Annotated in this window: 9 protein-coding genes and 3 pseudogenes; 3 read left to right on the plus strand and 9 right to left on the minus strand. The window is 57.7% G+C overall.

Annotation, left to right across the window (positions count from 1 at the left end; translation table 11 throughout):
* Window positions 1-376 precede the first annotated feature (376 nt).
* Complete coding sequence (cysD, locus tag PZN02_RS31295) at window positions 377-1,276, plus strand: sulfate adenylyltransferase subunit CysD (protein ID WP_280663434.1); 900 nt, start codon at window positions 377-379, stop codon at window positions 1,274-1,276.
* Window positions 1,276-3,177: a bifunctional sulfate adenylyltransferase/adenylyl-sulfate kinase NodQ gene (gene nodQ / locus PZN02_RS31300; protein ID WP_280663435.1), complete on the plus strand. Its 1,902-nt coding sequence runs from the start codon at window positions 1,276-1,278 to the stop codon at window positions 3,175-3,177. Before cysD ends, nodQ begins: the two co-directional genes overlap by 1 nt.
* A 16-nt stretch (window positions 3,178-3,193) precedes the next feature.
* Here the strand turns inward: nodQ and repA are convergent.
* The 6 genes and pseudogenes from repA to PZN02_RS31330 all read right to left on the minus strand — a co-directional run.
* Window positions 3,194-4,286, minus strand: a pseudogene (repA, locus tag PZN02_RS31305) (plasmid partitioning protein RepA); the annotation flags it as partial.
* Between the two features lie 228 nt (window positions 4,287-4,514).
* Window positions 4,515-5,390, minus strand: coding sequence for an ArdC family protein (locus tag PZN02_RS31310; RefSeq protein WP_280663436.1), 876 nt, complete (start codon window positions 5,388-5,390; stop codon window positions 4,515-4,517).
* Window positions 5,391-5,610: 220 nt separating this feature from the next.
* Window positions 5,611-6,200 (minus strand): annotated as a pseudogene (locus PZN02_RS31315) (cell filamentation protein Fic); the annotation flags it as partial.
* 268 nt (window positions 6,201-6,468) lie between these two features.
* Window positions 6,469-8,340, minus strand: a complete 1,872-nt coding sequence (locus PZN02_RS31320) for an ABC transporter ATP-binding protein (protein WP_280663437.1) — start codon at window positions 8,338-8,340, stop codon at window positions 6,469-6,471.
* A 438-nt stretch (window positions 8,341-8,778) separates the two neighbouring features.
* On the minus strand, window positions 8,779-9,330 hold the full coding sequence (locus PZN02_RS31325) for an AAA family ATPase (protein WP_280663785.1): 552 nt from the start codon (window positions 9,328-9,330) through the stop codon (window positions 8,779-8,781).
* A gap of 69 nt (window positions 9,331-9,399) precedes the next feature.
* Window positions 9,400-9,516, minus strand: a pseudogene (locus PZN02_RS31330) (SAM-dependent methyltransferase); the annotation flags it as partial.
* A gap of 415 nt (window positions 9,517-9,931) precedes the next feature.
* Between PZN02_RS31330 and PZN02_RS31335 the strand changes: the two are divergent.
* Window positions 9,932-13,450 carry a YobI family P-loop NTPase gene (locus tag PZN02_RS31335; protein ID WP_280663438.1) on the plus strand — a complete coding sequence of 1,173 codons (3,519 nt, stop codon included), beginning with the start codon at window positions 9,932-9,934 and terminating at the stop codon, window positions 13,448-13,450.
* Window positions 13,451-14,051: 601 nt separating this feature from the next.
* Here PZN02_RS31335 and PZN02_RS31340 read toward each other — a convergent pair.
* From PZN02_RS31340 to PZN02_RS31350, 3 genes are all read right to left on the minus strand, one after another.
* A complete protein-coding gene (locus PZN02_RS31340; RefSeq protein WP_280663439.1) occupies window positions 14,052-15,608 on the minus strand; it encodes a hypothetical protein in 1,557 nt (518 codons plus the stop codon).
* Between the two features lie 206 nt (window positions 15,609-15,814).
* Complete coding sequence (locus tag PZN02_RS31345; protein WP_280663440.1) at window positions 15,815-17,794, minus strand: UvrD-helicase domain-containing protein; 1,980 nt, start codon at window positions 17,792-17,794, stop codon at window positions 15,815-15,817.
* Window positions 17,791-19,674: an ATP-dependent nuclease gene (locus tag PZN02_RS31350; RefSeq protein WP_280663441.1), complete on the minus strand. Its 1,884-nt coding sequence runs from the start codon at window positions 19,672-19,674 to the stop codon at window positions 17,791-17,793. Before PZN02_RS31350 ends, PZN02_RS31345 begins: the two co-directional genes overlap by 4 nt.
* Window positions 19,675-19,834 lie beyond the last annotated feature (160 nt).

Genomic DNA, 19,834 nt, shown 5'->3' on the forward strand with positions numbered 1-19,834 from the left:
GATCCGGATCGGCTGCCGTGTCGCACGGAGTAGGCGCGGGAGGAACTCCGCTCGCAGTAGATAATTTCGGATGTGTAGAAAGCCCTTCGATGGGCCCGGGCTTTCCTGCGATGCGAAAAATGCGCATCGCTTCGGCGCAACCGTGGGCTCGGCTTCGGCGGCTGGGACGCGGGGTGCGCGTCGCCATGAGGAACGCCTTCGGCATGGGCAGCATGAATGCAGTTCTGGTATTCGGGGAAGATGTAGTAAGGGCACGTCATTCCAAGTGAACGGCCAAATAACGTGAGCCGAAAGGCGACGGCCACATCAGGTTTCAGCTTTCACGACCTCGTCGATGGGGCGTAAGTCGAATACAGAGTAAAAACAAGGCGATAAATTGTCTCTTATTCATCTCCGTCGGCTTGAAGCCGAAGCCATTCATGTCATTCGAGAAGCCGTTGCAACGTTTTCATATCCGGTCGCGCTTTATTCCATTGGAAAAGACTCGTCCGTTTTGTTGCATCTTGCAATGAAGGCGTTCTACCCGGCCAAACCGCCTTTTCCCTTTCTCCATGTGGACACCAGATGGAAGTTCCGGGAGATGATTGCGTTTCGCGAGCGAATGGCGCGCGAGCTTGGGTTCAATCTCCTGGTGCACGTCAATCAGGACGGAATCGATCAGGACATCGGGCCGTTCACGCACGGGTCCAACGTCCACACCCACGTCATGAAGACGATGGCGCTTAGGCAGGCGCTGGAGAAATACGGGTTCGACGCGGCCCTCGCGGGAGCGCGACGCGACGAGGAGAAGTCGCGGGCCAAGGAGCGCGTCTTTTCCATCCGCAGCGCCCAGCACGGCTGGGACCCGAAGCGCCAGCGTCCCGAGATGTGGAAGACCTACAACACGCGGGTCGGCAACGGCGAGACGATGCGCGTCTTTCCGCTTTCCAATTGGACCGAATTCGACGTCTGGCAATATATCCTGCGCGAGAACATTCCGATCGTGCCGCTCTATTTTGCGGCCCGGCGACCGGTCGTGCGGCGCGACGGCATGCTGATCGTGGTGGATGACGACCGCATGCCGATCCAGCCTGGCGAGGAGGTCGCGGAGCGCCTGGTGCGTTTCCGCACGCTCGGCTGCTATCCGCTGACCGGGGCGGTCGAATCCGAGGCTGCCACGCTTCCGGACATATTGCGAGAAATGCTGACTGTGCGCACATCCGAACGGCAGAGTCGCCTGATCGACACGGACGAGGTCGGGGCGATGGAGAAAAAGAAGCGGGAGGGGTACTTCTGATGTCGTATCTTCAAACCATGCCGCCGCATGACATCGAGGCGCATCTGGCCGAGCACGACAACAAGTCGATCCTGAGATTCATCACCTGTGGCTCTGTCGACGACGGCAAGTCGACCCTGATCGGACGCTTGCTTTACGATGCGAAGCTGATCTTCGAGGATCAGTTGGCAAATCTCGGCCGCGTCGGCAGCCCAGGCGCCGCCAACGGGAAGGAGATCGATCTGGCCCTGCTTCTCGATGGGCTCGAGGCAGAACGTGAACAGGGCATCACCATCGACGTCGCCTACCGCTATTTCGCCACGTCGAAGCGCAAGTTCATCGTCGCCGACACGCCCGGCCACGAGGAATATACGCGCAACATGGTGACCGGCGCTTCGACCGCGGATCTCGCCATCATCCTGATCGACAGCCGCCAGGGCATTCTCCAGCAGACACGGCGCCATTCCTATATCGCCTCGCTGCTCGGCATCCGGCATGTCGTGCTGGCGGTCAACAAGATCGACCTGGTCGACTTCCGCCAGCAGGTATTCGACGAGATCGTCGAAGACTACCTGGTCTTTGCCAAGGAACTCGGCTTTGCCAGTGTTCGGCCGATCCCGATTTCCGCCCGTTACGGCGACAATGTCATCTCGGCTTCCGCGAACACGCCCTGGTACAAGGGGCCGGCTCTGCTTGATTATCTGGAGACGGTTGAACTCGACCCGCCCGATCGGGAGAAGCCGTTCCGTTTCCCGGTCCAACTGGTCATGCGGCCAAACGCGGATTTCCGCGGCTATGCCGGACAGGTTGCGTCCGGCAGGATCTCGGTCGGCGATCCGGTGGTCGTCGCGAAATCCGGGCAACGCTCGTCAGTCAAGGCGATCGTCACCTATGACGGCAACGTCGAGACGGCGGGGGAGGGCGAGGCTGTAACGCTCGTGCTTTCGGATGAGGTCGACGCCTCGCGCGGCAACATGCTCGTCGCCCCCGGCTCGCGGCCCTTCGTGGCGGACCAGTTCCAGGCGCATGTTATCTGGTTCGACGCCAATGCGATGATGCCAGGGCGCAGCTACATTCTCAGGACCGAGACGGACAGCGTCAGCGCGACGGTGACGACGCTCAAGCACCAGGTCAACATCAACAGCTTCATACGCGAGGCGGCGAAGTCGCTGCAGATGAACGAAGTGGGCGTCTGCAACATCTCGACGCAGACGCCAATTGCCTTCGACGCCTACAAGGACAACCGGGCGACAGGCAACTTCATCTTCGTCGACCGGGTGACGAACGCCACCGTCGGCGCCGGCATGATCGACTTCCCGCTGCGCCGCGCCGACAATGTCCATTGGCATGCGCTCGACGTGAACAAGGGCGCGCGCAGCGCGATGAAGAACCAGCGGCCTGCCGTGCTTTGGTTCACAGGCCTTTCCGGCTCCGGCAAATCGACGATTGCGAACACGCTGGACCGGATCCTGCATGCGCGCGGCAAGCACACCTATCTGCTCGACGGCGACAATGTGCGCCACGGGCTCAATCGGGACCTCGGCTTTACCGAAGAGGATCGCGTCGAGAACATCCGCCGCGTGGCCGAGGTCGCCAAGCTCATGGCCGACGCCGGCCTGATCGTGCTCGTGTCCTTCATTTCTCCGTTCCGCGACGAACGGCGCATGGCGCGAGAGCTGATGGACGAGCGCGAGTTCATCGAGATATTCGTCGATACCCCGCTCGACGAGTGCGCGCGTCGCGATCCGAAAGGGCTCTATGAGAAGGCGCTCGCCGGCAAGATTGCGAACTTCACCGGGGTGTCCTCGCCCTATGAGGTCCCGGAGAACCCGGAATTGCATGTGCGGACGGTCGGCCATGAGCCGATCGATCTGGCGCTTGAGATCGAGGCATTCCTCGAGAAGAGGATGGACGACGAATGATGCCCCTTTGCGAAATGCTTGCATTAACGGAGTCCAGAGCCCGGTCGTAAGTCGACTTGCGCACCTGGCCCTTTTCGATCTCGGTGGCTGTCAGCACGTCGGTGCCGAGCAGGCTGCGCAGAAGCCCGACGATCCGAAACTGCGGCGCATCAAACGGCTCGTGCCTGGTCACGATGTACTTGATGAACTCGTGCTGAAGGTCGCCGCCGGCTTTTCTGACAACGGAAAGCAGGTCCGATGTTACGAGCAGAAACCGCGACATCGAAGCGACGTCGACCACTTGAGGATGAATTGTGATGAGAAGAGAGGTGGCGGCACAGACCGCGCCGAGAGTCAGTTACCCGAGCTGCGGCGGGCAGTCTATAACGACGAGGTTATATTCCTGCTCAACCTCCGCAATGGCCGCTCCGACGCGCTTGAAGAACACTTCTCCGTTTCTTGAGCGCTCGTTCAGTGCCCGCAGAGTTTCATGCTCGTATTCCATGAGCTCGAGATTTCCAGGTACGAGGTCGAGTCCGTCGAAACAGGTCTTTCTGATGATCTCCTTCAGCGGCCGTCGCTTCTCGTCGTATCGAATCGCTTCGCTTCATACAGCGTCTCTCCATCGCAACGTCGAACTCCGGCTGCACCCCAAGCATGGATGTCGGCGAGGCTTTTGGATCGAGATCGACCGCCAGCACCCGATAGCCGGCCAGCGCAAGATATTGCGCGAGGTATTGTGGTCGTGGTTTGCCGATCGATCTTGAAATTCGTAACCGCGATCGTCTGGAGCTTCTCACCTGGCCGCCTTCGAGGAGATAAGTGATGGCGTCCGTCGGCTTAATTGAAGGCCATGTGGTGGCGCTGCTCGTTTTTCTGAGCAACTGTGTAGGATCGTCTGCCGTTCAACGAGACCTCCGGCGTGCGGCCCTTGCCGTCGATCGAAAGCTGGCGGAGATACCCGTCAGAGACGCACACCACTTGCGCAGCTTCACCAGACGTCAACGGTCTGAGTGTCTTCTGCCATAGCGGCGGAAACAAACGCCACGCAGCAGCTTTAGCTGCCTGGAAAGGTGTTTCGCGTGCCGCTCGACGCGGACATCTATCGTCGAGACGGTTTGAATATTCACGTGAGGTATTTCCTTCCGATGCGCTTTTCAGGCATCTTTCCCGTAAAAAGCGTATCGAAGATGCCATCATTCGGAAATCTCGGCAACGCGGACCTTTACTTGGTCAGCCGACCTAAAAGTTGGCCGTCGTCAACTCCGATTGAATAGTAGGCTGAATCGAAACCGATTGTCTGCGTCGCGGCAACCGTCCACAGACACGTTCGAAGCGCGAAACTGATCTGAGGCCCCTCACTGCGACGGCGCCCTTTGCTTCTCATGCAGATAGTCGGCTGCTGCCTGAGCGTCGGCGGCCGCGGTGATGATCGCCCGCTTGTCGTTCTTTAGCACCTTGAGCCAGCTTTCTAGATAAGTTGCAGTGTTGTCGCGAGGATCGTGGGCCACTCCAAGATCGGCGCAGAGGAACGAAGCGGACAGCTCGGCAACCAGCTCCTCGATGGCGTAGCTTTCACTGCCGAATCGGCCGCTCAAGTCACGGTCGAGGCGATGCTTTGCGCCTGACCAATGCGACGTTTCGTGAAGCAAGGTCGAGTAAAGGTGAACCTCGTCGACGAACCGTGCCCGATCGGGCATGAGGATATCGTCGGGGGCGGGACGATAGCACGCGGTTGTTCCGCCGTAGGTGATCGCCGCGCCGGTGTTGCGGACGAAGGTTTCCACGGTCTCGAGATGCGGGACTGGCGTCGCCGGCAGCTCCTCGACGGGTCGATAGAACCGGTCTGGAAGGTTCTCGATCTGCTCGACGTTGAAGACCGTGTAGCCCTTCAGATACGGGATTGCGCGGTCGTCGTCATCTTCGCGCTCCTTGGGGGTGAAGGTGCCGTACTTGACGACGAGGGACCCTTTCTCGCCCTTTCGAACCTGGCCGTCGAGATCCTGAGCTTGGCGGTAGGTCATCCAGGTGTTTTCCTCGTAGCCGGCGAGCTCGCTTGCAAGCCACAGCATCAGGACGTTGATCCCGCGATAGGCTTCGCCTGTTGCGCGGCACGGAACGAGGGAGCCGCGGCTGTTTCCGCGCCAGGGCCGAATCCACGGCTTTGTGCCGGCTTCAAGCTGCTCGATGATGGCATCGGTGATGCGCTGGTAGGTGTCCTTGATGCTCTGCATTGCCGTCTCCTTCCGTTGGTTGACGGCAAAAAACGGAGATAGCCGAAGCGAGCCCATGCACCCGAAGGGCCGCAACAGAGTGAAGGACCGCGCCAGCGGTTGCGTGGGGGAGGGGCTATCGTAGCTTGTCCGTCAAATCACCCAACAGAAGGGGAGGGCGTAGAGCATTGGCGCCGCCTGCTCACGATAGCTCTTGCCGTTTTAAAAGCCGCTTGGCCGGTTACCGCCCGCGATCGTGGTCGTCGCGCTCACGGCTGCGCTGTGCCGCCATTTGCGCCTCGATCGCCATCAACTCCGGGTTATGGTCCTGCTGGGGCTGCCTCGCTGGCGCCGCCTGCGATTGCGCCTCCTGCGCCGGCTGCTCTCGCAACAGGAGGGAAAAGTCCGACCGGGCGGTGAAGGTAATTTCCTCGTCGTCTGGCAACCTCTCCGGCAGGTCCGCGCGATCGGCGACGACAATCCCTTGATCTGTCACAAGGCTGGCAACGCGATTGTCGTGGCCGAGAACCGTTCCTGTGATTTCCTCGCCCGGCCGGGCGGTGCGAACATGGTGTTGCAGGGGCTCCTCGCCGACCACCCGCAAGTCTTCGAATGCGGATCGGATGCACCCCTGCGGGCCGGGTTCATCGCGTCCTCAATGACGTGTTTCATCACCGGATTGGACGGGTCGTTCGTGGTCTCGATTGACGCCTCGATCATGCGCGGGTTGGTGATTACCGAAACGTCGACTAACTGCCAAACGAACGCCTCTTGGGCCCTTCCGCTTCCCTCCTGAAAAGGATGCACGTACTTCAGCTCTGGGAGTCCTTTTTTGTCGATTGCCACGCTATTTTGCTTTTTTGCCACTATGTTGCCTTTAGGGCAGCATCGGTGACCTATCTCGCTCAGCAAGATCATTCCTGTCCCGGAGCTTGCTTCACGCGCATTCCGGGAGAATCTCCAAATATCAACTCGCAAGGATTGTGGCAAGATTTGCTGGGCGGCGCTATTGGGCGTCGCGCGATTGCCGAATAGCCGGCTTTCTAACCGCAACCAAATGACCTTCGCGAGCCGGAGGCTCGCGGGCCCACATGTTCCTTCAAGGCGACAGAGGCGTCGCCTCGACCCTATCAGCAATGTAGCCACCCGTCTGCCGCTTCCATAGCCGTGCGTAGAGCCCGTCTCGTTCGAGTAGCACCGACGGCGTTCCTTCCTCGATGATGCGGCCTTTATCGAGCACGACGATCCGGTCCATGCTGGCAATGGTGGAGAGGCGATGCGCGATGGCGATCACCGTCTTTCCCTCCATCAGTAGGGCGAGCTTGTCCTGCACCGCGGCCTCGGCTTCGCTGTCCAATGCTGACGTTGCCTCGTCGAGCACAAGAATGGGCGCATCCTTAAGCAGGACGCGGGCGATGGCGACGCGCTGGCGCTGGCCCCCGGACAGTTTTACACCGCGGTCGCCGACGAATGCGTCGTATCCAGTGCGGCCTTCGCTGTCCTTGAGATTGGCGATGAAGCCGTCCGCCTCGGCCAGTATCGCGGCATGTTTCACCTCTTCCCACGACGCGCTTGGCCGGCCGTAGCGGATATTGTCGCCGACCGAGCGATGCAGCAGCGACACATCCTGGGTGACCACGCCAATGCTCTCACGCAGGCTCGCCTGCGTGACGCTGCGTATATCCTGCCCGTCTATGGAGATCGCGCCGCCCTTCAGCTCGAAGAAGCGGAGGAGCAGGCTGACCAGGGTCGACTTGCCGGCGCCGGAAAGACCCACAAGCCCCACCTTCTCGCCGGCGCGCACGGTGAGCGACAGGCCTTCGATCACACCCTGTCCCTGCCGGTATTCAAACTGTACGTTCCTGAACTTGACCTCGCCGGCCGTCACCGTGAGCGACCTGGCGTTCGGCATGTCGATGATCGTCGGCGGCGTGGTCACGACGGGCATGGCGTCGCGGATCGTTCCCACCGCTTGGAAAATCTGCTGGCCCATCTGCAGGAAAGCACGCGAGTTGGCGTTGAGCCGCAGCACGATCGCGATCGAGGCGACGAACTGGCCGATGGTGACGAATCCGCCCACAAGTCCCCAGAAGCCTATGGTGGAAATAGCGAGTGTGAGGACAGTATTGACCAGGATGACGCTCGTGTCGGTCGTCAAGTGGATGCGCCTTTCGCGCTGCTGGGTCTGGATGGCGTTCTCCATGATGTTGCGCATCGCGCCCGCCTCGCTGTCTTCTGCCGCGAACAGCTTTACCATCTGGATGTTGCTATAGAGGTCGGTCATGGCGCCGACGACGAGGCTGCGAGCGCGGGCGGTCTTGCGCGAACGCTCAGAAAAATGCGGCACGGCTGCCGCCGCAAGCGCGATGTTGGCCGCGATCCAGACGAAGACGGGAAGCGCCAGCGGCCAGGACAGCGCGCCGAGCAGAACGAGTGAGCCGACAAACTGCACCGAGAAGAGCGGTACCTGGTAAAAGGCCACGACGATCTGCTGCTGCACGGCGGACGCGACCTGGGAAATGCGCGTGGCCACCTGGCCGGCAAACAGGTCGTGGAAGAAGGCGAGGTCCTGACGCTCCACCGCCTTGTGACCCTGCCATTGCATCGCGGCCGGCATGCATACCGCCACCGTCTGCGAGTTCAGCGTGTTACCGAGGAAGATCAGCAGCGGCAGCACCGGGAAAATCAGCACACCGAGGACGGCCAGCGTCGGCCAATCCTCTTCGAGGAAAGCGGCTGCGCCCTTGGCGGTCACCCCGTCCACGACGAAGGAAATGCCCCAGATCGTCGCGAGATTGATGCCTTCGATGGCAATCATGAGGATGGCGACGGCCGCGAGCACGCCGCGGAACATCGAGGCGAAATGCACGAGCAGCGCGAAAGGCCCGCGTGACGGCAGCGGCGTGTAAGGAATATCGAGCGGACGAATGAGCGTCTCAAAGGGACGATAGATGAGATCCGAAAACGACATGGCGGCTCCGGCTGAGGGAGTAAAGGGGCGGCGCGAAGGGAATCATTGATCCTTTCTGCCGCGAGAAATCGATATTTGAATATATTGGTGCGTCAGCGGCGCCGATCCGGACAGAGTGCGAGCGGAGCGAGCGAAATGCAACTCCTGATGACGGAAGATCTTGGCTTCTCATCTGAGGGCTGTCTGCTGTAGCCTATGTCACCAACGGTGTGTGGGCGGGCGGCCGAAATCTCTTGCCGGCGGCTATAAGCCGGCAAATCTCAAAAGCTCTTATACCGCCCAGACGAAGCGACTTTTGCAGCCGTCTGATATGGCAATGGGGCAAAGACTGCTTCGAGCCCGGGTCCAGTCATTCCCGCCACGCTTCGCGGACGACCGATGTGCGCCCCAGACGGTCGTTAAGGCACCCGGTTTGTCGTTCTGAAAGCTGCCGGTCGGCTACGAAAGCGCCAATGCCGCAATCACAATACTTTCAGGGCTTCCGGGGAGTTGAGCGAGGATATCGTCGACGATACTCGGGACGGTACCGGCCGTGTCGATATTGATGCCAGCGGGAAGATATTCCCGGGTGTGATGGTAGCGGAGTACCAGCGCCCGCTCGGCCGGCTCGAAGCCCGGCTCATTCGGCCGCCCATCTAATCGTCGGTTCAACGTCTCAAGGTCGATGTCGAGCACGAAAACCTTGTCGAATAGGTCCAGGAATTTGTGGAAATTGCGCGAGCCGCCACAGAAGAAGATGACAGGATGGGTGGTGTCGGCAGCAATAGCCCGGACCTTGTCGACCGGCCAGATCCAGTGCGCGTATCCCCAAACCATGCGGTCCGCGCCTTTGGGCGGCCCTGCGAGTGCCTGGCCTGTCTCGGGGTCGCCAACATAGGCCAAGACCCGGTCACCATGGACGACATGGTAGCCCCGCCGCTCCAGTTCGGTAGCGACAGACGTTTTTCCAGTGCCGGAACCGCCCTCGATCAGATAGTTCTTGATGCCCATGGGGGCTCTTATCATGGCCTTCAATCCGGTGAGAAGAGTCTTTCCGGGCGGGCGCTCCCCTACTCAGTTCATCGTCGAGGCCGAGTAGTAGAGCCGCCCGACGGGATTGATATTGTCTTCAAGTGTGTCGCCGGCCGTCGGCTCGACCACCATCCACATGCCGTCGGTCTTGAGCGACTTGCGGATGCCGGGCCGCTTTGCGCCCCATTTCGGTCCTTCACATCACCCCCCTCGCTCTATTGAAAGCGGTCGGTCTCTTGCGCCAAATACAGACCTTATCGATTTGCGTCGCCGACCTATCTCTTGTCGCGTTTCCAGCCTGCGATTGAAGCCGCAGAAATAGGTCTATGATTTATACAGCGCAACTGGACTAGCCGTTCTGTCGACGGCCGCGATCGTAAAGCCTCAAAATATCGCGGGAAAGTTGAAATCTCTATTTATTAAGGCGTTGCCACCTCACCGACTTCCTATACACCTTCTTCAAAGGCTGCCACGTTCGCGGCTAGAGATGGGATGTAAACCGAGCCACGGAATTGTTTCAGTGTATTCTTTACTACGCATGTGGAAACGCCACCTCTGGAAGTCTCCTCAGAAAATCCCCGTGTGCAGATTTGTTGATCTGGCGCCGACAAGCAACGCCGATCAGACGGGGATCTACCACGAGGCATTAGAGTTCGCCACGAACAACGACGAGGTGCTGAACATTGCATTGACCGGTCCCTACGGCTCGGGAAAAAGCAGCGTCATCAAGTCCTTCCTGTTGAAATACCCACGACCTAAGCTGGAACTGTCGTTGGCATCCTTCTTGCCGGAAGGCGAGGTTCCTGGGGTGCGGGTCAGCAAACAGGAAATCGAACGAAGCATCCTGCAGCAGATCCTATACGGCGCGGGCGCAAACAAGCTGCCGCTGTCGCGCTTCAAGAGGATTCAGATTCCAGAGAAATGGTCCGCAGCCAGTTCTTTGGCAGTATGCCTAGGGGTGTTCTGCCTTTGGTATCTCGTCACCAATCAATCCGATGTGATTTCCGGGAAGTTCTTCAAGCCGTTGGAACTGTCCAACTGGTTCAACATCGTATCATTTGCTGTTGCAGCGCTGTTCGTTTGGCGGCTGGTTCACACCGCATATTTGAAAAGCCTGGGGCTTTCCCTGAAAAGCATTTCCCTCAAGGACATTCAGATCGCCCCGAAGGCTGCGGACGAGGAATCGATCCTCAATCGGCACCTCGACGAGATTATCTACTTCTTCCAGTCCACCAAATACGACCTGGTCGTCATCGAAGACTTGGACCGGTTCGACAATCCCGACATCTTCGTGACGTTACGCGAAATCAATGCGCTGGTGAATGAGAACGCCGACATACATCGGCGCATTCGATTCCTTTACGCTCTCCGCGACGACATATTCATCAACACGGACAGGACCAAGTTCTTCGAATTCATCGTTCCCGTCATTCCGGTGATCAACCATTCCAACTCGATAGATAAGGTCCTCGAACATACTCAGCGTATCGATCTTGATCGGCGGCTTGATCGGCGTTTCGTTCGCGAGGTTTCCCGATATCTGAGTGATCTGAGGCTAATTGCGAATATCTTCAACGAGTACGTGATCTACGCGTCCAATCTCCGAGCAGACGGAGATGGCGCACTGGATCCAAACAAGCTGCTCGCCGTCCTGATATACAAGAACGTCATTCCGAAGGACTTCGCCGCGCTGCACCGTCGGGAAGGTGCGCTATCCAAAGTGCTGAACCGGTACGATGAATTCGTTGAGAAGTCGCGAGACAAGATCCGCTCTGAGCTAGAGCAGATCCAAGCAGACCTAGTCCGCAGCGATGAGCAGTACGCTAGGGATCTCGCTGAACTCCACCGTATCTATGCCATGGCGATCGTAGAACGCGTGCCAGAATACTACACACATTTGCACCCAAGTTTCGGCCAGATAGCGCTCGCTGCGCTACCTCAGCATCCCCAGTTCGATGATCTCTTCTCACAGCCGCCTATGAGGGTCACGAACAATGCTGGCCAACAATCGCGTGTGGATCTTCGGGGGATAGAAGCGGCGGTGGATCCAAATTGGTCCTTCGCGGAACGCAAGACGCAAATCGAGCACAAGTCTCCTGAGCACAGGGAGAAGATGGAAAAGAAGGCTCAGGAACTTAAGGCTGAGCTGTCTTTGCTTCGGACAAGAAAATTCCATGAGGTCGTGAGGGAAAGCTCCGCGCTTATAGAAGAGGTTTTTGCAGAGGTCGGCGAGAGCCGGGATCTCCTGAAATTCCTCATTCTGGAAGGTTACCTGGACGATACCTACTATCAGTACACCTCACTGTTCCACAGCGGGCGCCTGTCGCGCAATGACAACAAATTCCTGATTCAGATCCGCAGTTTCAGCAATCCTGAACCCGATTTTCAGTTGGACAGCATCTCGGAAGTCATTGCCTCGATGCGCGAGGATGATTTCGGACGAACCTACGTCCTCAACCGATTCATCATCGATGGCTTGCTGGAAAACCCCCAGGAGTACGCAGCTCAAACCACTAGCGCACTCGAATTCATCGCCAGCCACGTCGACGAATGCAAGGACTTTTTCCAAAGCTACTATGCCCGAGGTGCGCATGTAGATCGATTGGTTTCCACGCTGATCCGGAGATGGCCAGCTTTCACAGTGGCCGCCTTGAGAAGTGATTTGGCAGTCTCACACGCGGCAAGAATCCTTGCGCACGCTCCAAATGGTGCGATCAAGCAAGGAACTCCCGCTGGCTTCACATTGGCACGTTTTGCGTCTCAAGAACTGAGCAGGATTCTCGCCGAACGCGTTGAATTCGATCTGGGCATCCTGAAGTCCCTTCAGGTCGAAATAGCCGATATTCGAGCCATCGCTGATAATCACGATGTGGTCTCGTACGTCGCAGCGGAAGGGCTATACCGGATTTCCCTTGGCAACATTCAACTCATCATGGAACAGGTCGTCAAATTCCCAACGCCTGGCGATCTGGATACCAAGCATTTCTCCTCACTGCGTGAAGCCAACTACAGTCCGCTGCTAAAGCATGTCGGCTCCGGTTTCGAGGCCTACGTCCGAGATGTCTTGCTGAAACTTGAAAACAACACTGCCGAAGATCCGTCCGCGATCATCGAGGTGCTGGGCCACGATGAGGTAGGTCTCGATCTTCGTTCGGAGTTCCTCAGTATGCAGACGGCGACTTTCCCGTCGTTCGAAGGGGTTCCGGCCGCGTTTCACTCCTCTCTGGTTAAGGAACAGAAGATCGGCAGCACTTGGGAGAATTGCTTGGCGTTTCTCACCAGCGAGGCTTTCAGCCCCGAAGTTCTCACGGCCTATCTTCAGAGTGAAGCGAGCGAGGCTCTCTCTCGGAAGGCAATCCCGAACGGCAAAAATGCGTTTGCGCTGCGGAAATTCGTGATTGAGAATGACGCGCTGCCGGACGAAGTCTATAGGTTACATGTCCGCAAATTGCCGTTGCCCTTCACGGTTCTGCCGGAGGTTGGACCGACAAAGATCAGGATATTGATCGAGGAGCGCAGAGCTGCTTTCTCAGTCGACAATTTCGTAAAGCTCGAGGACGATGAGCATAAGGCCCTATTCATTGAATTGAATTTCAAGGACTACAGGACCAAGCGAAACGAGTTCTCGATCGACGCCAAAGTCATCGAAAGGTTACTGAATTCCAATCTCGCCGATAGTCAGAAAATGGCAATCATCGGCGATATTGACCCAGACCTTGTTTCAAAAAATCCGTCGCTTGCCACTGCCATCGGTCCTGTCCTCGATCGGTCAAAGATCGTGGCAAAAGATTACGGATCGGATTTCGTTCGCGCGGTCATTCTCAACTCTTACCCGGAATCGCTGCAACTATCGTTGTTCAATAAGTTGCACGATGTACTGACCATGGGCGAAGTGCGCGATGTGCTCCGAGGTTTGCCCGTGCCGTACCGCGACATAGTCATCTATGGAAAGTCTCCAAGAATCGACAGAGATCCGATTAACGAACAATTCGCTTTATGGTTGAATGAACGGAGGATTATCTCGTCATTCGCGCCAACGTTGTTTGGTGACGGTATCCGGATCAGCACTTTCAGAAAGGAGCCCTCGACCGAAGGGTAGGCAAACCCGTAAGTGCTCGTCGAGATAGTTAGAAGACGAGCTGAACTGAGCCGCGGGCGATGTTGAACGCCAGTGGATGTTTGGAAGGCCTCGCAAGATTTCAAGGTCCACTTTTCGAGCAGTTAGCTTGTCAGCAGACGGTCCCCTTGCGGCCCCCGTCCGGACGGGCGGCAGGGCGCCCTTATCGGTCATTTCGGGCAGTCGGAACCTTCCACTGAAAGCGGACATACGCGGCGCCTCCGCACAGATCGGGTTGGACAGAAGTTCCAGAGTCCTGCCGGTGCCGGACGGGAAGAAACTCATCGCTCGTACATAATGCTTCCATATGATTTCAAACGCGATGTCAGAAATGGTGAAGCTGCTGGGTGTCAAATGTTTATAGGCTCAGCCTTTGGCTGTGACCACTTCTGCAAACAGCTCAAGCTCCCGTCCGCTGACCATGCTGGCTTGGGATGAATCCGCAGCGTGCCAGAAGAAGCCGCACGGGCAGCAGCATGATATAGGTCAAATTCGTTGCGCCGATAACGCGGGAAATGCTTAAGGTCTTTCAATAGCGTCCGTCGGCGAGCCCAACCTTGCGCGACTGGATCTGCATCGAGACTCATACATTTATGGCTGATGTTGGTTGTTGAGCCGCACGGCGTGCCGCGCCTTCTATCTTCGCTAGAGGATGCCGGAAGTAGTGTTCGTTCAGTGCTTTGCGGATGGCGGCATTCGCAGCACTGTCGGTGTATGTTTTCATTTCTGCGCCGTCTTTCCACGCGATGCTGAGATCACTTCGTACAGGCTGCTCGCGTAGCCAGGCCAGTGCGTCGTCCGCGATAGGCCCGTTCGTCCAGAGCTCAAAACTCAACGGCTTGTTGTAGAAGCGGCTATCCATGCGGATGATGCTATGGAGCAGCGGTACCCGATCGCCATGCCATTTCTGGACTTCTTCAAGGTTGACCCTGCTTCCGGGGATCTTCGATTTGCATTCAATGATCAGGACACCTTTGTCGTCCGGGCGGTCAAGCAGCACATCAATCTCGGCCGAACGTCCGGAACTGAAGTCCGTCCATTTTTCACCTGCGCGCAGATATCCCCCTTCCACGTCTTTTACCAAGGAGCCTACAACGATCTCGAACAAGGCGCCGCGTAGGTTGTTTGCCGCCCCCTCGATCCTGGTCAGGTTTGACAGGACGCGTTCCACATGTTCGGGATTAACAGACGCTGTCTTCCCCGTATCAGAAAGAAGGCTGATTAGATCCCTCAGCGCCTTGGCTACATCTCCGCCAAAAAGGTGCGCCGTCGTTGTCGCCAAAACACCTTTGCTCTTCGCCATGCTGAATCCGGCCGTCGTGAAGCCATCCGCGATGAGGAATGGCATAATGGGAGCGACATTCGCTGGCGCTGATGCCAGGTCATGTTTGCGAACAAACGTCGCGACGGCATCCTCATCGAGAACACCCCGGAGATTGACGTCACAGACCACGAATCCAGGCTTGAGACCTGAGGCGGACGCCTTGACCAGTGGGCGTGCATAGCACGGCGCCGACATATCCCACGTGATAGACGAAACTACTGGCAGCGTTTCGTCGTCGCGGATGCGTACCCTGTCGAAGCTGCCGAAGCCCGTCCGGCGGCACCACTCCTTCATGCCGTGGAGAACGACGTTTTCAGCGACCAGTCGAGCGCGAATGGTCGCAATTTCATCGCGCCTATAAACATAGGGTTTGAATTGCACGAACGGCTGACCCGTTTCGGGGTCGCTGATTTCTTCCAGCATGTGGATGGAGGAAAGCCTCTCCAATATGCGGTCCGGTGAAAGCTGCCTTACCCGTGCGGCGGGACTGCCGCAGACACCGGCAAAGTATTTCCGCGGAAAGCAGCCGCCGCGCGCCCTTAGTCCGGCCATCGCGCTCCAGTAGGCCTTGCCATGGTTTTGGAAAACACGCTCAACCGCCCGCCAATACGCTTGATCACCGAACTGCTCCGGGAGGTAAATGAAACGGGCATTGTGCGGGAACCTAAGGCCCGCCAGCCGCACGACATCCGGGCCTCCGCGCGCAATGCGCTGCCGGGCGGAGGCAAGCGAGACGCCGTCTTTGGCCATCTCGGCGATCAATTCGGTCGAGAGCGTTGGGCCGACACGCCTCAGCAGTGCAGAGATGGATTCCATTGCGAAAAAGCCTCGATGTCACACTGCGCTATTTATAACAACATCTCTTTCGCCGCTCGACAATTTCGACGTTGTCGAAGCGCTAAAATTTCATATTAAATAACAATAGCTTACGACGTCCGTACGAGGATCAAAAAACAGTGGTTGTCATACCTCATCTGTCACAAGCGATACATTCTGCCACGGCGCGGTTCCGTGAAGCGCGGTCAAACCGTCAGATCCTGGAGTATCCATCCCTGCTCGACGGCGGCTTCCATCATGGCGGGACTGACACTCTCCTTGCGAACGCCCAGGGCGAGCAAGGTTCGAGGCCTGGTAATCCCTACAAAGACATTCGTGGCCGCGGTTAGATGGGCATCGTTTGCCGCGAAGTCACGGTTCTCTATACCAAGTGCGTGCGGCAGGACGGTCGTCAGATCCATAGCTCTCTGGTCGGCCGCCTGGCCGCGGTATATCTCCGTTTCCAAAACAAGGATGGCATCAACTGTCCGTCCTTTTACCGAATGGATCGACCCCAGTTGAACCCGCACGCCATTCACGGTGACGGCGTTTCGTGAAATCTGCCCTCCGGCCGCTACCGCATTATCCGCCCCTTGATCGATGAACGCCACGAAAGCAGCACACTCATCATCACCGTTGACGTCCAGGGCAACGCCAAGAACCGCCGACAAGGCTCCCAGGAATTCTTGCCAGGCTTGGACGCTCCAAACCGCTTGGCCATTCAAGATGTGCGTGTACAACAGATGACGGGTGGCAATGTGCTTATCTCCGTCGGCGGCGAGAATGCGCCAAACATTGGTGCTGTTGACCCTGTTGCCGTGAGACCCTTGATATTCCGCTATGCTTAGAAGTTCGGATAGAGACTGACAGAACAGTTCCGCAATGCGCGCCGGTGTTTCGTACGCTGCATGCAGTGTGGCTGCCTGCCTCAGGATTGCGCAAAATGAAGCTGGTTTGCTGCTACCGGATGATCCGGGACGGTAGGCTGGATGGTAATCGACAAGGCTCTTCGGCCAGCTTCCCCGTCTGTCACGATATAAATTGTGACGCGAGCTAACGGCCCAGGTTTCGTGACCGTCAAGGATCTGGTTACCCCAGTGCTCCCGCACCTTCGCTGCATAGGTCGGAATGACATCTCCGATTCTGGCTTCATTAAACATGATCAGATGGCGTTGGCCGGGACTATTCTCCACGCCGGTTATTATCTGTGGTCGCCGCACCGTGAGGCGGCTGGCGAAAGCAGCAATCGGTTCGCCGAACCGCCGGGTCTCATTGAGCGGTATCGCCTCGACTGCCGGCTGCCAGTAATCGCCCGGCGCAAGTGTGGGATCTTCGTAAAGGGTCTGGTTTTGGTCGCCGAGGAGTTGGAATGCTACACCGCCTCCATCGAATATCCGGCGCAGCAAGGCAAGTTGAGGCCCATGTGTGTCCTGGGCCTCATCCAGGATCACCAGAGGGAAACGCGCGCGTAGTTTATCGACAAGTCCAGGGCAGTGCTCCACTGCATGTGCGGCAAGAGCCGTCATGTCGCCAAACCGATAGTAGCCGTCCCTGGTAATGCTCGCCTTGATTTGCTCAAGCTCTGCGCCACTATCTGTGTGGGGGCCAACTTGACGCGGAAGTACGCGGATGCCGATGCGATCTGGCACGGGCCCAGGTTGGAAGTTAAAGGCGGGTGAGAACTCCAAATTGGCAACCCAGTTCTCAACGTTCTTCGGCTGGCGTCTTGCTAGGGCCCGCAGGTTTGGCCGGCTTGCAACTTTACTTTTGGCGATTGCCGCGAATACAGCATCGTCAATTCGCCGAAGGGGCCAACCAAGGCCGCGCAGATATGGCAGGGCGATAAAGCGGTCGATGAATGTCGTAACCGTTCCAATGAAATGCGGGTAACTCAGAAATGCAGATGCACTGGCATGAGACGCAAGGCGCTTTTCCACTTCGATGCGTGCGGCATTGGTGTGTGAAATGATACACACGCCTTCCGAACGTGAATTCCAGGTGCGAGACAGCAAGCTCAGTTTGGCAACAAGCAAAGTTGTCTTCCCGTTGCCTGGTGCGGCTTGGACATCGCACGATGCAACCGAAGAAAGAAACGCTCTCTGGCTCGGCTGTGAGAAGTCGCAGCCTCCCATTTCTTCGCTTAGGGCTGCTAGGATTTCGGGCGTCAGTTCTGCTACCGTGATCATGCGGCACCAGCGGCGGGCGGCGCTGGACTACTGGTCGCATAATCTATCGCATTGGCGATGTAGGGCGGCAGCTTCGCTCGAAAGACGGCCGGTGCGTCAGGCAGTTCATCGATAAGCCGGGCGAGCTGTTCTGCGACTTCACTTTTCGAGACCCCGCCTTTTTTGGCCATGGGAGCAAATATGAGGGCGGCGACATCGTCGTCGGTTTTATTGGCGCCAGCCTGCCACGCAGCAACCTTCGCCGTCGCATCGGCAATGATTTGATCGCGCGTTTTCCTGCGGTCGCCCTTGACGAGCTTCACTGCGGCGTGAACCAGCGCAGCCAGATCCGGCATCCGCGACAAGTCAAATTCCAGCGTCCATTGTTCGGAGGGAAAGCTCCGCACGTTTCCACCGTCGTCCTTCGTCAGGCCAGCGAGGTGCTGCTGCTTCTTGGCCGGGAAGAGTGTCGATTCCGTCTTGCGCGCGCCTACAATCTTGGCTGCAGCATCCGGCGGGATATCCCTATCCGGCAACAGGGCCACAGGAACCGGCATAACAGTCCCATCAGCGCGCTGGAGAATGCGGCTGTACCGAAACAATCCCCGGTGACCGACCTTGATGATCGATACGCCATGCTTGCCAAGCGGCCTGCCCATTCTCCTTGCGATAGCCGGAAGGAGAATGTTTTCCGCATCGCCCTCGACCACTATCAAGCCTCGTGCAAAGAAGAGGTTCGCTTTGGTCGCATCAAGAAAGCGCTTGAGGAATTCGTAGTCGTCAGCAGCTAGGTTGGTCTTGCCCTGAGCTAGTGGATAGGCCTTGTGACCGATGATCATGATCATCGCATCAAGCCTGCATCCGGCGGCCAGGGTTGGGCTGTGCGTTGACAAGAGAACCTGCACTTGCTGTTGAGAAGCCTGCATTGGAGGCGCAGCCCGTTCTTCAAGCACCTGCATAAACAGCGTTTGCAGTTGGGGATGCAAATGGGCTTCTGGTTCTTCTATGAGAAGGAGCGGAACCTGATCAGGGTGGGATTGCAGCAACAGAAGCTCGGCTGCCATGAACAGCAGGTTATTGTAGCCGAGGCCGCGATTAAGACGTTCAATCTGACCGGGCGGCGCATTGAGGTAAAGCTCAAGCCGTTCCAGCAATTGATCGAATGAACCTTTTGCTCCCAGGCTCAGGGTTGCCGTGAGCGGATCGTCCGCAAAGGACAGACTTTCAAGATAGCTCCTGTTGACGGCTTGCTCGATGTTCTGGACTGCGGCATTGTTTTCAACGCTTTCGTCAGCCGCCTTCATCGTATCAACAAGAGTCGCCGCCCCGCCGGCTGCTGCCGGCGCGCTTTGCGAAGCCATCATCGGCATTGCGCCAAGTATTCGCGACAACCGAGACCGCTTCCCCGACCGAAGCTCACGCTCCGCGTCGCGCAGCGGGCGCAGATAGGTCGTCCGAAGATATTCGCGTAGATCACCTTCCACGGGCGGGCCGTCAGCATCTTTGCAGGCCCGATACTGGGTCATCACTATATGACCGCCCCCACGCTGCCTGCGTAAAGTCGCGCGAACGCAAACATAGAGCCGCAGCGTGCCCCCTTCATTAGAACACCATTCAAGAAAACGGGACTGTTCAGCCGGTGTAAGACTGTCGAACTTGCAGCGAATAAGAAGTTCCGTCTCGCGCTGCCCGTCCGCCCTTACGTGGAAATCACTTGCATCAAGCCGGAGAAAATCGTCGCCGCGTGTCCAAAGTACGTGGCGGGGCGCATCGACAACGGCGCTTTTGCCGGCATCATTTGGGCCGACAAGTACATTCAGGCCGGGCTGCAAGCCGATATTCAAAGGCGCATCGGCTGCAAAGCAACGAAAACCGGAAGCGAATATCTCGGCTAAATGCATGAACTCTCCCGCATTCTTATCGAATCACTATGACAGGCAAGATACTGCAGATCGGCTTGGCGGACATGAAGGGGTTGGCTCCTCTTGGCGCATCAGAGACCCGAAGTCTTGGGCCCCTCCGCCGGAAGCGGATAAAGAGGTTCGGGCGGTGAAAGGCTGC

This window comes from Sinorhizobium garamanticum (assembly GCF_029892065.1).
GTDB classification, from domain to species: domain Bacteria; phylum Pseudomonadota; class Alphaproteobacteria; order Rhizobiales; family Rhizobiaceae; genus Sinorhizobium; species Sinorhizobium garamanticum.